Source organism: Micromonospora citrea (assembly GCF_049629545.1).
GTDB lineage: Bacteria > Actinomycetota > Actinomycetes > Mycobacteriales > Micromonosporaceae > Micromonospora > Micromonospora citrea_A.
The window spans coordinates 399194-412302 of the sequence record NZ_JBNADX010000001.1 but is presented as its reverse complement, the minus strand read 5'-3'; the positions used below and the strand labels follow the sequence as shown (position 1 = coordinate 412302).

The following is a 13109-nucleotide window of genomic DNA, read 5'->3' as shown; positions in this document are numbered from 1 at the left end:
CAGGCCGGTGCCGACCCGCGGACCGAGGGCGGGTGGTCCCGGCGCCGCGTCCGCCCGGCCCGCCGGCCGCCGGTCACCCTCGTCGGGGTACGCCGCGCCGCCCCGCCCGTCCGAGGAGGAGATCCGTCATGGGTGAGCTGCGCAAACCGTTCCTGTTGCTGGCGTTGCTGGCGATCGCGCTGGTGGTCGGGGTGGAGCTGGGCGCGTCGCTGCTCACCGGCGGCGGGGACGCCGGCGGGGCGCTGCGGACCAGTGCCGGCGACCTGGGCGTGGACGTCGGTGAGGTGGGCCGGGTCAGCGAGCCGTCCGGGCGGGGCACCGGCCACCTGGCGCTGATCGACGTGGTGGCCCTCTGGACGACCGGGCTGTTCTGCCTGAGCCTGGTGCTGCCGGACCGGATCCAGGGCCGGATACAGGGCGTCGCGACGCTGGTCTTCGCGATCCTGCTGATCCTGGCCGCGCTGGTGCTGCTGGTGACGGCCTTCGTGGAGCTGACCGTGATGGTCTCGCTCTTCCTGGCCCCGCCCTTCGGGACGCTGGCCTACCTGGCGCTGTGGGGGTTCTTCCCGGTCGGGGAGGCCAGCCTGCTGCTGGGCCTGGTGCTGCTGCTCAAGCTGGTCTGGGCGGGGCTGCTGCTCGCCGCCCAGCCGCGTTTCCTGCAGAACAAGGGCCTGGTCCTGCTGGCGCTGACCACTCTGCTCTGCACCGTGCTGCTGGAGTTCCTGCACCGGCTGGCGCCGGTCGTGGTGACGAGCATCCTCGACGACGTGGGTGCGGTGGTCTTCGCCGTGGTCGCCCTGGTGTGGGCCGTGGTCCTCCTGGTCGGCTCGATCCCCGCGATCGTCAAGGCCGTCCGTGTCACCGCCGCCCTTCCCACCCGCTGACCACCCACCCCACCCCGCCCGCCCGCTCCCGCGGTCCCGGCCCCGATGCCGGCGCTGACGCCGACGCAGGAACCTGGAAGTAGTGGTCTCGGAGCGCGACCGATGCCACTACTTCCACGATCGAGCATGATCTTGGTTGGCCCGCAGGCGGGCAGGGGCGCAGGCGGGCGGGGCGCGGCCGAAGGCCGGGCGGGGCGAGGCGGGCTGAGGCGGCGGGGCGGGGGCGGGGCGGGGGTGAAGCGAGCGGGGACGAGGCGAGGCGACGGCAGCGCTCGCGGTCACGGGACGTGGGTGAGGTAGCTGTCGATCGTGGCGGCGAGGATGTCGGGGCCGGGGCGGGACCAGAGGCCGGCGTGGAAGACCTCCACCTCGACGGGACCGGTGTAGCCGGCCGCGTCGACCGCCTCGCGCAGCCGGCGCAGCTCGACGGTGCCCTCCCCGGGCAGGCCCCGGCCGAGCAGCACCCCCTCGGGCAGCGGGGTGACCCAGTCCGCCACCTGGAAGGCGGCGATCCGGGCCCCGGCCCGGGCGATCTGGTCGTAGACGGTGTCGTCCCACCAGACGTGGTACGTGTCGACCACCACCCCGACCACCTCCGGGTCGAAACGCTCGGCGATGTCGAGGGCCTGGCCGAGGGTGGCCACGACGCAGCGGTCGGCGCAGAACATCGGGTGCAGTGGCTCGATGGCCAGCCGTACGCCGGCCGCGGCGGCCGCCGGGGCGAGGTCGGCGATGGCGTCGGCGACCGCCCGCCGTGCGCCGTCGACGTCCCGGCTGCCCGGCGCCAGCCCGCCGGAGACCAGCACGAGTTCGGTGGTGCCGAGTGTGGCGGCCTCCTCGATGGCCCGGCGGTTCTCGTCGCGCCACCCGGGGGTGGTGAAGAAGCCGCCGCGACACAGCGAGGTGACGGTCAGTCCGGCGGCGCGGACCAGCCGGGCGGCGCGGTCGAGGCCGTACTCGGCGACCGGCTCCCGCCACAGCCCGATGCCGGGCACGCCGGCCGCGACACAGCCGGCGACGACCTCGTCCAGCGGCCAGCGCTTGGCGGTGGCCTGGTTGAACGAGAAGCGTTCCAGCCCGGCGGCCGGCACCAGCCGGGTGGTCGGGGCGGGGGCGCTCACTGCGCCACCCCCGCCACGGTGAAGTACGCCCGGGCCCGGGCGGCGGCCAGGTCGGCGTCCGGCAGCAGGCCGGCGGCGTCGGCGAGGACCAGCAGCCGGGCCAGGTGCGCCGGCGAGCGGCCCGCCTGCTGCCCGGCGAGCATGGTGAAGTGGTCCTGGTGGCCGGCCAGCCAGGCGAGGAAGACGATGCCGGTCTTGTAGTGCCAGGTGGGCGTGGCGAACAGGTGCCGGGCCAGCGGCAGGGTCGGGGCGAACACCTCGTCGTAGGTGACGAGGTCGCCGGCGTCCAGGGCGGCGAGCGCGGTGGCGGCGGCCGGGGCGATGGCGGCGAAGACGCCGAGCAGCGCGTCGGAGTGCCCCTGCGCGTCCCCGCGGATCAGTTCCGGGTAGTGGAAGTCGTCGCCGGTGTAGAGGCGTACCCCCTCGGGCAGCCGCCGCCGCAGGTCCACCTCGCGCTCGGCGTCGAGCAGGGACACCTTGATCCCGTCGACCCGCCGCTGGTGGTCCTTGATCAGGTGCAGCACCGTCTCGGTGGCCTCGTCCAGGTCGGTCGAGCCCCAGTAGCCGGCCAGGGCCGGGTCGAACATGTCACCGAGCCAGTGCAGGACGACGGGCTGGTCGGCGGCGGTGAGCAGCCGGTCGTACACCCGCAGGTAGTCGTCGGCGTCGGTGGCGGTGGCGGCGAGTTGCCGGCTGCACATCAGCACCGGCCGGGCCCCGGCGGCGGTCACCGCGGCGAGCTGTTCGGTGTACGCGTCCGCGATCAGGGTCAGCGAGGTCGGGCCGGGTGGGAGCTGGTCGGTGGCGACCCCGGCGACGATGCGCCCGCCGACGGCGCGGGCCTCGGCGGCGCTGCGCCGGATCAGCTCCCGGCAGGCGGCGTGGTCCAGGCCCATGCCGCGCTGGGCGGTGTCCATCGCCTCGGCGACGCCGAGCCCGTACGACCAGAGATGGTGCCGGAAGGCCAGGGTGCGGTCCCAGTCGACGGCGGCCGGGGCGCCCGGCACGTTCTCCGCCCCGGGGTCGGCGACGACGTGCGCCGCCGCGTACGCCGTCCGGCTGGTCGACGGCCCGGCGGGGCGCGGGAAGCCCCGCCCTCCGCGCAGCCGGTACGCCTCGCCGCCGGGCAGGTGGACGGTGGCGCTCACCGGGTCAGCTCCGGCACCTCGACGCGGCGCCCCTCGCGGGCCGAGCGCAGCCCCAGCTCGGCGAGCTGCACGCCGCGCGCCCCGGCGAGGAAGTCCCAGCCGAAGGGAGCACCGGCGACGACGTGTCGCAGGAACGCCTCCCACTGCACCTTGAAGCCGTTGTCGAACTCCTCGTTGTCGGGCACCTCGGTCCACTGGGCCCGGAAGTCCTCGGTGGCGGGCAGGTCCGGGTTCCAGACCGGCTTGGGGGTGACGGCGCGGTGCTGCACCCGGCAGCGGCGCAGCCCGGCGACGGCGCTGCCCTCGGTGCCGTCGACGTGGAACTCGACCAGTTCGTCGCGGTGCACCCGGGTGCACCAGGACGAGTTGAGCGCGGCGACGATCCCGCCGTCGAGTTCGAAGATGCCGTACGCGGCGTCGTCGGCGGTGGCCGGGTAACTGCGGCCGGCCTCGTCGACCCGCTCGGGCACGTGGGTGGCGGCGAGGCAGGTGACCGCCTGCACCGGGGCGAAGAGCTCCTCCAGCACGTACTGCCAGTGCGGGAACATGTCCATGACGATGCCGCCGCCGTCCTCGAGCCGGTAGTTCCAGGAGGGACGCTGGGCGGGCTGCCAGTCGCCCTCGAAGACCCAGTAGCCGAACTCGCCGCGTACGGAGAGAATCCGGCCGAAGAAGCCGCCGTCGATGAGCCGCTTGAGCTTGCGCAGGCCGGGGAGGAAGAGCTTGTCCTGCACGACGCCGGTGCGGATGCCGGCCGCGTCGGCGGCCCGCACCAGTTCCATCGCGGCGTCGCTGGACTCGGCGAGGGGCTTCTCGGTGTAGATGTGCTTGCCGGCGTCGATCGCCTGCCGGATGGCCTTCTCCCGCTGCTGGGTGACCTGCGCGTCGAAGTAGATCTCCGCGTCGTCGCGGGCGAGCGCGGCGGCGAGGTCGGTGGTCCAGTCGGTGAGCCCGTGCCGCTCGGCCACCGCGCGCAGCCGGCCCTCGTCGCGGCCGACGAGGATCGGCTCCGGCCAGATCCGGGTGCCGTCGGGCAGTGCCAGGCCGCCCTGTTCACGGATGGCCAGCAGCGACCGGACCAGGTGCTGGCGGTATCCCATCCGACCGGTGACGCCGTTGACGATGATGCCGATCGACCTTCGGGACATGGTCGTCCTTCCCTGAATGACAACGCAGGTAAGCGCTTTCCTGGCAGCGTAGGCGGCAACGACCGGAGCGGGCAAGGGCTTTCCCGATGATCTTGCGGTAGCCTGTCCGCGACCGCATGGCACGCGGACCGGGCAGGCACTGGGGGGTGACTCGTTGGCGACGCTGGCCGACGTGGCCCGCCGTGCGGGCGTCTCCCCCGCCACCGCGTCCCGGGTGATCAACGGCAGCAGCAAACCCGTCGCCGACGAACTGCGCGAGCGGGTGCTGCGCGCCGTCGCCGAGCTGCGGTACGTCCCCAACGCGCACGCCCAACTGCTGGCCCGGCCGCAGCGCAGCGTCGTCGGCGTGGTGGTGCACGACGTCTCCGACCCGTACTTCGCCGAGGTGACCCGGGGCCTGCAACGGGTGGCCACCGACCGCGGCCGCCTGGTCATCATCTGCAACAGCTACCGCGACCCCGAACGCGAGCTGGAGTACGTCGAGATGCTCCGCGGCCAGCAGGTCGCCGCGATCGTGCTGGCCGGCTCGGGTTACCACGACCCCGACTTCACCGCCCGGCTCACCGAGAAGCTGGCCGCGTACGAGGCCACCGGCGGCCGGGTGGCGGTGATCGGCCGCCACGAACACCCGGGCGACGCGGTGATGCCCGCCAACGACGTCGGTGGCCGGCTGCTCGGCGAGGAACTGCTCCGCCTGGGCCACCGGAAGATCGGCGTGATCGCCGGTCCCCGGGTGCTCACCACGATCACCGACCGGTTGCGCGGGCTGCGGGCCGCCCTGGCCGGCGGCGGCGTCACCCTCGACGACGACCACGTCCGGTACGCCGACTTCGACCGGGACGGCGGCGCCCGCGCCGCGGCCGAGCTGCTCGACACCGTCGAAGGGCTGACCGCGCTGGTCGCCCTCAACGACTCGATGGCCGTGGGCGCCCTGGCCCTGCTGCGCCAGCGCGGCGTCCGGGTGCCCGAGCAGGTGTCGGTGGCCGGCTTCGACGACATGCCCGTCGCCGCCGACGTCACCCCGACGCTGACCACCGTCCGGCTGCCCCTGGTCGAGCTGGGCGCCCGGGCGATGACGCTCGCCCTGGACCCGGCCGCCGACCGGTCCCGGGTCGAGGTCCTCCCCGCCGAGTTGGTCCGCCGGGAGAGCCTGGGCCCCGCCCCGCGCTGAGCCTCAGATCAGCGCCGCCAGCCGGGGGATCTGCCGCGGGTCGGACAGCGCCGACCCGACCGCCACCACCTTGACGCCCGCCGCGAGGAAGTCCCCCGCGTTGTCCGCGTCGATCCCGCCGGTGGCCACGAAGCGCAGCTCCGGCAGCGGCCCGGCCACCGCTGTGAACCACTGCGGCCCGAGGCTCACCGCCGGGAACGCCTTGAGCCAGACCAGCCCGTGGTCGAGGGCCCGCTGCGCCTCGGTCGGGGTGGCGACCCCCGGCAGGTGCGGGATGCCGTAGGTGACCGCCGCGTCGGCGACCGCCAGGTCGAGCCCGGGCGCGACGGTGAAGGCCGCCCCGGCGCTGGCGGCCTGGCGTACCTGGGCCGGAGTGCGGACCGTCCCGGCCCCGACCAGCTTGCCCCGCTCCCGCCCGGCCTGCACCGCGGCCCGCAGGGCCAGCACCGCGTCGGCGGTGCGGATCGGCACCTCCACCACGTCGATGCCCAGCTCCCACGCCTGCTCGGCGAGGCGGACGGTCTCCGCCGGCGGCAGGTCGCGCAGGATCACCATCACCCGCGCGTCGGCGAAGATCGGCGTGAAGTCGTGCGACGTCATCCGTCGTTCCTTCCCTGGTCGGTGGTGGTCGGGACGAGCCCCACCGCCACGGGGTCCAGCGCGGCCCACGCGGCGTCCGGCAGGGCGAGCAGGCGGTCGATCAGGTCCCGATCGGGCGGCGGCGCGGTGTCGCCGGCCACGGTGAGGGTGGGCGCGGCGCAGAGGTGGCCGAGCCGCAGGCAGTCGCGCGGGGCGAGGCCGCGCAGCAGCCCGGAGAGGAAACCGGCGGCGAAGGCGTCGCCCGCGCCGACCGGTTCGCGTACCGGCACCGGCAGCGCCGGCACGAAGACGGCCGCGCCGGCGCGGGGCAGCGCGGTCGCGCCGACCGCCGCGTCCTTGACCACCACCAGCTCCGGGCCGGGCAGCAGGGCCCGCACCGCGACCGGATCCGGGGTGTCCCAGAGCGTCCGCGCCTCGTCGAGGCCGACCAGGACCACGTCGGCGTGGTCGGCGAACCGGCGCAGCACCGGCGCGGCGGTGGGAGCGGGCCAGAGCCGGGCCCGGTGGTTGACGTCGAAGCTGACCCGGGTGCCGGGCAGCGGTCGCTCGACCAGCGCCCGCTGCATCAGCGCCGCGCAGGACGGCGAGAGCGCGGCGGTCACCCCGGACAGGTGCAGCAGCCGGAGGCCGGCCAGCCGGCGGTCGTCCAGCGCCTGCGGCCCGAGCCGGGACGCGGCGGAGCCGGCCCGGTAGTAGTGCACGGCCGTGCCCCCGGGGGCCGGGTCCTTGAGGTAGACGCCGGTGGGCGCGGCCGGGTCGACCTCGACCAGCGCGGTGTCCACCCCGGCGGCGGAAACCTGGCGCACCACCCGACGCCCGAACGGGTCGTCGCCGACCCGGCTCACCCAGCTCACCCGGTGGCCGAGCGCGGCCAGCCCCACCGCCACGTTGGACTCGGCGCCGCCGACGGAGACCCCGAGCCGGACGGCCCGCTCCAGCGGCGTCGCCGGGTCGGGGCTGAGCACCACCATCGTCTCGCCGACGGTGGCCACCTCCGGGCCGGCGGCGTCGACCGGCCCCGACGACGCCCCGTGGCCGTCGTCGGCCGGCCCGACGCCGCCCGGCCCGGAGCCTGCGGGAAGCTCGCCGGTCACGGCGCCACCTCGGGGCACGACCGCGCGGCCCGCAGACCCGGCCTACTGCTCGCGCTCACGCGGCGGCCCCGCCGTCGAGCAGGGCGGCGATCCGCGGCCGGTCGAGCGTCCCGTCGGCGACCAGCACCGCGTGCCGGCCGTGCCGGTCACCGCCGGCCGGCACCACCGCCGGCCGGTCGAAGGCGAAGGCCACGCAGACCCCCGGGTACATCGCGGTCCGCACGAACCACCGGTCGCCGGGGCCGAGGCCCGTGAAGACCAGGGTGTACGCCCCGCCGCCCGGCCCGGCGCCGGTCAACGCGATCCACGCCTCGGCGCTGCCGTTGACCGACTCCTCCCCGTCCGCGGAGGCGCTGAAGGCCCGCGGCTCGCCCTCGGCGACGGCCCGCCAGAAGAAGCCGCCGTAGCCGGCCCCGCCGGGGCGGCCGTTGGTGGCGGGGCTGCCCAGGTGCACGTCGTGCCCGGCGGGGGCGGTGAGGGTGTAGTCGACGTCGAGGCGCCACACGTCCGCCGCCACCGGCGCCGCGCCGAGCCGACGACGTTCGGTGAGCAGCACCACGCCGTCGCGGTCGCGCCACTGCAGTTCGTGCTCCAGCCGGTCCGGCCCCCGGTCGACCCAGCCGGTGTGGGCGATCTCGCCGTGGTCGTCCCGCCAGGTGTAGCCGGTGTCCCGGACGTACGTCCGGCCGCCCCAGAGGTTGGTGCCGTCGACGTCCTGCACGGCCAGGGACGCCCCGAGGTGCCAGACGTGGTCGGCCGGCAGGGTGTCGGTGACCGGCGTGCCGGCGAGCGTACGGACCGGGTGCAGGTACGGCCGGGGGCCGTGTCTGCGGTCCAGGTCGGGGTGAAGCACGTAGCGGGCCACCTCGACGTCGCCCACCCGCAACCGGGGCTCGTCGCTCACGACGCCTCCGTCCGGGCGACCGGCCGGCGGGCGGCTACGGCGTGCAGGGCGGCCAGGGCGTACCCGGCGAGGATCGGCGCGGCCACCGGGGTGACCAGCACGCCGAGCAGCCCGGCGACGGCGCACACCCCGCTCGTGGCGGCCCAGGTGCCCGGCTGCCGGGCGGCGGCGCGCGCCGCCGCCCGGGCCGCGTCCCGCCAGCCCCGCCCGCCGGCCCGCCCGACCTCGACCACGACCATCCCGGCGTACCCGGCCAGGGCGGCGGTGACCACGACGGTGAGGGCCAGCGCGGGCGGACCCCCGGGGACCCGCCCGGCGGCGAGCGCGGCCAGGTCGGCGCCGAGCGCGGCGGCGGCCGCCAGCGCGACGACGCTGACCGCCAGGCCGGCCGGCAGCGCCCGGCCGAACCGGGACAGCGTGGTGCGCAGGGCCGGCCAACCGCCCAGCGTCACCCGGTCGTGCACCGCGGCGCTGGCGACGGCCACCGCCGGGGCCAGGGTGAGCAGCGGCAGCGCGGCCAGCACCACGGCGAAGCCGAGCAGCGCCAGGTCGGTGGCGTCGCGCAGGGTGTCCCGCCAGTCGCGGCGGGGCCGCTCGTCGCTCATCCCTTGAGCCCGCTGGTGTTGATGCCCTCCACCAGCATCCGCTGGAAGGCGAGGAAGAACAGGAAGACCGGCAGCAGCGACAGCACCGACATGGCGAACATCGGCCCGACCGCGCTCTGGCTGGTGGAGTCGATGAACAGGGTCAGCGCCACCGGCACCGTGTAGTCCTCCAGGTTGGACAGGAAGACCAACTGCCGGAAGAAGTCGTTCCAGGTCCAGATGAACGAGAAGATGGCGGTGGTGACCAGCGCCGGACGGCTCAACGGCAGGATCACGTGCCGGAAGATGCCGAACGGGCTGGCCCCGTCGATCTTGGCGGCCTCGTCCAGCTCGCGCGGGATGCCCCGCATGAACTGCACCATGAGGAAGACGAAGAACGCCTCGGTGGCCAGGAACTGCGGGATCAGCAGCGGCAGGTACGGCCACTCCGCGCCGACCAGCCCCAGGCTACGGAAGAGGATGTACTGCGGGACGATCAGCACGTGCCCGGGCAGCAGCAGGGTGCCGATCATGACGGCGAACCACATCCCGCGCAGCCGGAACCGCAGCCGGGCGAAGGCGTACGCGGCCAGCAGGCAGGAGACCGCGTTGCCGACCACGGTGAGCAGGCTGACCATCGCGCTGTTGAGGAAGAACTTGCCGAAGCTGAAGTCGAAGTTGTTCCACCCGTCGGTGTAGTTGCCCGGGGTGAACGCCTCCGGCAGCAGGCCGATGTTGTTGACGATCTCCTCCTGGGACTTCACCGACGTCCCGAGCATCCACAACAGCGGGTAGAGCACGACCGCGACGATCGCGATCAGGACGACCAGGCGCAGCGCCTGCCGTCCGCTCGGCTTGCGGGCGCCCACCCGGGCCCCCGTCGAGGTCACCGCCACCATCACCGCTCCCCGTCGGAGTAGTGCACCCAGAACCGCCCGGTGCTGAAGAAGATCGTGGTGATCAGCCCGATCGCGATCAGGAAGACCCAGGCCATCGCCGAGGCGTAGCCCATCTCCAGGTCGGTGAAGCCGGAGATGTACAGCTTCAGCGTGTACATCAGGGTCGAGTCGACCGGGCCGCCGGTGCCGTTGCTGAGCACGAAGGCCGCGGTGAAGCCCTGGAACCCGTTGATCGTCTCGAGCACCAGGTTGAAGAAGATCACCGGCGAGAGCATCGGCAGCGTGACGTGCCAGAACTGGCGGAACCGGTTCGCCCCGTCCACCGACGCGGCCTCGTACAGTTCGGACGGGACCTGCTTGAGCCCGGCCAGGAAGATCACCATGGGGGCGCCGAACTGCCAGATCGCCAGCAGCATCAGGGTCTCCAGGGCCCAGTCCGGGTCGTTGACCCAGGGCAGCCCCTCGATGCCGAAGATCGCCAGGAACGAGTTGAACGCGCCGTCGCGGTTGAACATGTTGACCCAGACGATGGCCAGCGCGACGCTGCCGCCGAGCAGCGACGGCAGGTAGAACAGGCTGCGGAACAGCCCCACCCCGCGCCAGGCCTTGTTGAGCAGCAGCGCGACGCCGAGCGCGGCGGCGAGCTTCAGCGGCACGGCCACCAGCGCGAAGGTGAGGGTGACCTGGACGGCGTGCCAGTACGACGGGTCCTGGGTGAACATCCGCTCGTAGTTGGCCAGCCCCACCCACTGCACCTCGGACAGCGGGGTGAGGATGTCGTAGTCGGTGAAGCTCAGGTAGAGCGAGAGCAGCATGGGGATCGCCGTGACGCCCATCAGTCCGATGAGCCAGGGCGAGAGGAAGACGTAACCCGCCAGACCTTCGCCGTGCCGGTCCCGGCCGGCCCCACGCCGGGTGGCGTGGGGCCGGGGGGAACCGGTGCGGGTGGTCCGGCCGGGGGCCGTGGTGAGGGCCACGGGGCCGGCTCCTTTCCGTCGACCGCTAGGTCAGACGATCGCGGACTTGCAGGCCGCGACGTACTGCGCCGCCGCCTCGGCCGGGGTGATCCGGCCGTACTGGACGTTCTCGGCGGCCTTGACCAGTTCCGACTTGACCTTGCTGTGGCCCTTGATCGGCACCTGCGCAGCCGGGCCGAACTTCTGCGCCAGCTCGGTCTCGACCTGGATGGACTGCTTCATCGCCGGGTCGGTCGCCGTCTCGCTGACCTTGGCGCGCAGGTCGAGGTTGGAGGGCAGACCGCGGTCGGTGCCGAGCAGCGCGACCGCCTCCGGGTCGTTGGCCAGGAAGTTGATCACGTCGACCGCGACGTCCCGGTTCTTGCTGCCCTTGAACACCGACCAGTACATCGCGGCCCGGGCCCACTGCCCGCTCGGGTCACCCGGGTACGCCACGACGCCCAGTTCGTCCTTGGTGTTCTTCTTCAGGTCGGGCATCTGGTTGACCCAGACCCAGGACGTGGCGGCCTTGCCGGTGACCACGAGCTGCTTGGTGACGTCGCTGGCGTTGCCCTCGTGGATCACGTCCGGGGTCGGGGTGGCGCCCCGCTCGCGGGCCCCCTTCCACAGCTCGAACCACTTGGTCACGTCCGCCTCGTCGAAGCCGAGGTCCTTGCCCTTGTACAGGTCCTTGCCCTGCTGGCGCAGCCACACCCAGAACGCCTTGTAGTCGGCGCTCGGGTCCTGGGTGCCGGGGACCTTGGTCTTCTTCGCCACCTGCTCGGCCCAGGCGATGTGCTCCTCCCAGCTCATGCCGGTGGTCGGCTCGGGCAGCCCGTTCTTGGTCAGCAGGGTCTTGTTGTAGACCAGGCCCTGGGTGTTCTCCCCGGAGGCCACCCCGGCGAGCTTGCCGTCGACGACGCCGTACTCCAGCAGGCTCTTGGGGAACTTCGACACGTCGAGCTTGCCGGAGTCCTTGTAGCTGTTGAGGTCCAGCACCGTGCTGCGCTCGGCGTACTCGGACAGGTAGTTGTCGTCGATCTGGAAGATGTCCGGCGGGTTGCCGCCGGCGGTCAGCGTGGCCAGCTTGTCGAAGTAGCCCTGGTTGGCCTGCCAGGTCTTCTCGAAGGTGACGTTCGGGTTCTTCTTGGTGTAGAGGGCCAGCGCGTCCTCGGTGAGCTTGGCCCGGTTCTCGCCGCCCCACCAGAAGATGGAGAGCTTGACCTTGCCGTCACCGGCGTCGGTGTCGTCGCCGCCGCAGGCCGCGGCGCCGAACATCAACGGCGCGGCCACCACGGCGGCGACCAGGCCACGCAGGAATCGACGGCGGGGTGCGAGGGTACGGTGGGTGGGTTCGGCCGGCGTGCCGGCGGTGGGGGACGTTGCGGGGTGCATCTGCGCTCACTCCTCGGCGTTAGGAGGCGACGACGCCACCGGTGGTCCTGGCCGGGCCGCCCGGGTCCGCAAGGCGATGCGGGCCCGGGCCTTCCGGAGTGCCTCCGGGGCGGGTTCGACCGGAGTCCGCTACGGGTCCGGTCGAGTCGCGGATGACCAGTTCGGTCTGGAGCATTACCTGTGCGGTGGTGCGACGGTCGCCGACGGCCGCTGTCCGACCCCCGCCACGCGGGCGGGGCTCGGAGTCGTGTTGCAGCAGCATGTCGACGGCCGTCCGGCCGGCGGCCGCGGTCGGTGTGGCCACCGTCGTCAACTTGGGGCGGGTGAGCCGGCTCAGCGCGATGTCGTCGACCCCGACGACGCTGACGTCCTGCGGGACCCGCAGGCCGAGCTGGTCCAGCCCTTCGATCAGCCCGATCGCCATCAGGTCGTTGTAGGCGAGCACGGCGGTGACGCCGCTGCGGCGTACCTGCTCGGCCTGCGCGCCGCCACCGGTCTCGGTGGGCGGGTTGGGGCCGAGCAGGGTCAGCTCGGCGCCGCCGGCGCGGGCGGCGGCCCCGGCCGCCCGTCGGATCTCGCGGTTGGTCCAGGACCCGCGTGGGCCGCCGAGCAGGGCGATGCGCCGGTGACCGAGGCCGAGCAGGTGCTCGATCGCGGACCGGGCGCCCTGGCCGACGTCCATCATCACGCAGGGCAGCCCGGCGACCTGGCGGTTTATCACCACCACCGGGACCTCTCTGCTGACCTGCTCGATGAGACTGTTGCTCATCCGGGGGCTGCACAGCAGCACCCCGTCCACCTGCTTGGCCAGGGCGTGGACCAGTTCCTCCTCGGCGGCCGGGTCCTCGTTGGTGTCGGCCACGAAGACGTGGTAGTCGCGGTGCCGGGCCTGCCCCTCGGCCGCCTTGATCAGCGGCGGGAAGAAGGGGTTGGCGATGTCGGCGATGATCAGGCCGATGTTGTGCGTACGCCCGGTGATCAGCGCCCGGGCGGCGCGGTTCGGCCGGTAGCCCAGTTCCTCGGCGCTGGCCAGCACCCGTACCCGGGTCTCGGGGTTGACCAGGTGCGGCGCCGAGAAGGTGCGGGACACCGTGGAGATGTGCACGCCGGAGGCCCGCGCGACGTCGCGGATGGTGGCTGGCACGGGCGGCCCCCCTCGTCAGGTGTTGTGGCTGCGGTCACATGGGTGCCGCCAATTAATGCAA

The 13109-nt window shown here is 73.7% G+C and carries 13 protein-coding genes; 2 read left to right on the top strand and 11 right to left on the bottom strand.

What is annotated here, in order from left to right:
- The first annotated feature begins 128 nt into the window (after positions 1 to 128).
- Entirely contained in the window at positions 129 to 884 is a 756-nt protein-coding gene (locus ACPFP2_RS01725; RefSeq protein ID WP_424085336.1) for a hypothetical protein, read from the top strand.
- Between the two features lie 278 nt (positions 885 to 1162).
- On the opposite strand, the gene ACPFP2_RS01720 is transcribed toward ACPFP2_RS01725, so the two are convergent.
- Genes ACPFP2_RS01720 through ACPFP2_RS01710 form a run of 3 tightly spaced genes read right to left on the bottom strand, consistent with a single transcriptional unit; the run spans position 1163 to position 4301 of the window.
- Positions 1163 to 2005, bottom strand: a complete 843-nt coding sequence (locus ACPFP2_RS01720; RefSeq protein ID WP_424085334.1) for a sugar phosphate isomerase/epimerase family protein — start codon at positions 2003 to 2005, stop codon at positions 1163 to 1165.
- On the bottom strand, positions 2002 to 3153 hold the full coding sequence (locus ACPFP2_RS01715; RefSeq protein WP_424085332.1) for a dihydrodipicolinate synthase family protein: 1152 nt from the start codon (positions 3151 to 3153) through the stop codon (positions 2002 to 2004). The genes ACPFP2_RS01720 and ACPFP2_RS01715 overlap by 4 nt, the downstream gene beginning before the upstream one ends.
- Positions 3150 to 4301 (bottom strand): Gfo/Idh/MocA family protein, encoded by a 1152-nt coding sequence (locus tag ACPFP2_RS01710; RefSeq protein WP_424085330.1) that lies wholly within the window; start codon positions 4299 to 4301, stop codon positions 3150 to 3152. Before ACPFP2_RS01710 ends, ACPFP2_RS01715 begins: the two co-directional genes overlap by 4 nt.
- Positions 4302 to 4455: 154 nt before the next feature.
- On the opposite strand from ACPFP2_RS01710, the gene ACPFP2_RS01705 reads away from it, so the two are divergent.
- Positions 4456 to 5472 carry a LacI family DNA-binding transcriptional regulator gene (locus ACPFP2_RS01705; protein WP_424085328.1) on the top strand — a complete coding sequence of 339 codons (1017 nt, stop codon included), beginning with the start codon at positions 4456 to 4458 and terminating at the stop codon, positions 5470 to 5472.
- A 3-nt stretch (positions 5473 to 5475) separates the two neighbouring features.
- Here the strand turns inward: ACPFP2_RS01705 and ACPFP2_RS01700 are convergent, their stop codons facing one another.
- From ACPFP2_RS01700 to ACPFP2_RS01665, 8 genes are read right to left on the bottom strand one after another with little or no spacing between them, the layout of a single operon-like run.
- Positions 5476 to 6072 (bottom strand): bifunctional 4-hydroxy-2-oxoglutarate aldolase/2-dehydro-3-deoxy-phosphogluconate aldolase, encoded by a 597-nt coding sequence (locus ACPFP2_RS01700; protein ID WP_424085326.1) that lies wholly within the window; start codon positions 6070 to 6072, stop codon positions 5476 to 5478.
- Positions 6069 to 7166 (bottom strand): sugar kinase, encoded by a 1098-nt coding sequence (locus tag ACPFP2_RS01695; protein ID WP_424085325.1) that lies wholly within the window; start codon positions 7164 to 7166, stop codon positions 6069 to 6071. Before ACPFP2_RS01695 ends, ACPFP2_RS01700 begins: the two co-directional genes overlap by 4 nt.
- A gap of 55 nt (positions 7167 to 7221) precedes the next feature.
- Entirely contained in the window at positions 7222 to 8070 is an 849-nt protein-coding gene (locus ACPFP2_RS01690) for a PmoA family protein (protein ID WP_424085323.1), read from the bottom strand.
- On the bottom strand, positions 8067 to 8675 hold the full coding sequence (locus tag ACPFP2_RS01685; protein WP_424085322.1) for a hypothetical protein: 609 nt from the start codon (positions 8673 to 8675) through the stop codon (positions 8067 to 8069). Before ACPFP2_RS01685 ends, ACPFP2_RS01690 begins: the two co-directional genes overlap by 4 nt.
- The gene (locus tag ACPFP2_RS01680; protein ID WP_424085320.1) at positions 8672 to 9553 is read right to left on the bottom strand and encodes a carbohydrate ABC transporter permease; all 882 of its coding nucleotides are present in this window, start codon (positions 9551 to 9553) and stop codon (positions 8672 to 8674) included. The genes ACPFP2_RS01685 and ACPFP2_RS01680 overlap by 4 nt, the downstream gene beginning before the upstream one ends.
- Entirely contained in the window at positions 9553 to 10530 is a 978-nt protein-coding gene (locus tag ACPFP2_RS01675) for a carbohydrate ABC transporter permease (protein ID WP_424085318.1), read from the bottom strand. The genes ACPFP2_RS01680 and ACPFP2_RS01675 overlap by 1 nt, the downstream gene beginning before the upstream one ends.
- A 30-nt stretch (positions 10531 to 10560) precedes the next feature.
- Positions 10561 to 11904, bottom strand: a complete 1344-nt coding sequence (locus tag ACPFP2_RS01670) for an ABC transporter substrate-binding protein (RefSeq protein WP_424085316.1) — start codon at positions 11902 to 11904, stop codon at positions 10561 to 10563.
- Between the two features lie 19 nt (positions 11905 to 11923).
- On the bottom strand, positions 11924 to 13048 hold the full coding sequence (locus tag ACPFP2_RS01665; protein ID WP_424085313.1) for a LacI family DNA-binding transcriptional regulator: 1125 nt from the start codon (positions 13046 to 13048) through the stop codon (positions 11924 to 11926).
- Between the last annotated feature and the right edge of the window lie 61 nt (positions 13049 to 13109).

Coding starts and splice junctions, on each gene's coding strand:
- ACPFP2_RS01670 (WP_424085316.1), bottom strand. CDS start 11,904: ATGCACCCCGCAACGTCCCCCACCGCCGGCACGCCGGCCGAACCCACC.
- ACPFP2_RS01725 (WP_424085336.1), top strand. CDS start 129: ATGGGTGAGCTGCGCAAACCGTTCCTGTTGCTGGCGTTGCTGGCGATC.
- ACPFP2_RS01710 (WP_424085330.1), bottom strand. CDS start 4,301: ATGTCCCGAAGGTCGATCGGCATCATCGTCAACGGCGTCACCGGTCGG.
- ACPFP2_RS01700 (WP_424085326.1), bottom strand. CDS start 6,072: ATGACGTCGCACGACTTCACGCCGATCTTCGCCGACGCGCGGGTGATG.
- ACPFP2_RS01685 (WP_424085322.1), bottom strand. CDS start 8,675: ATGAGCGACGAGCGGCCCCGCCGCGACTGGCGGGACACCCTGCGCGAC.
- ACPFP2_RS01680 (WP_424085320.1), bottom strand. CDS start 9,553: ATGGTGGCGGTGACCTCGACGGGGGCCCGGGTGGGCGCCCGCAAGCCG.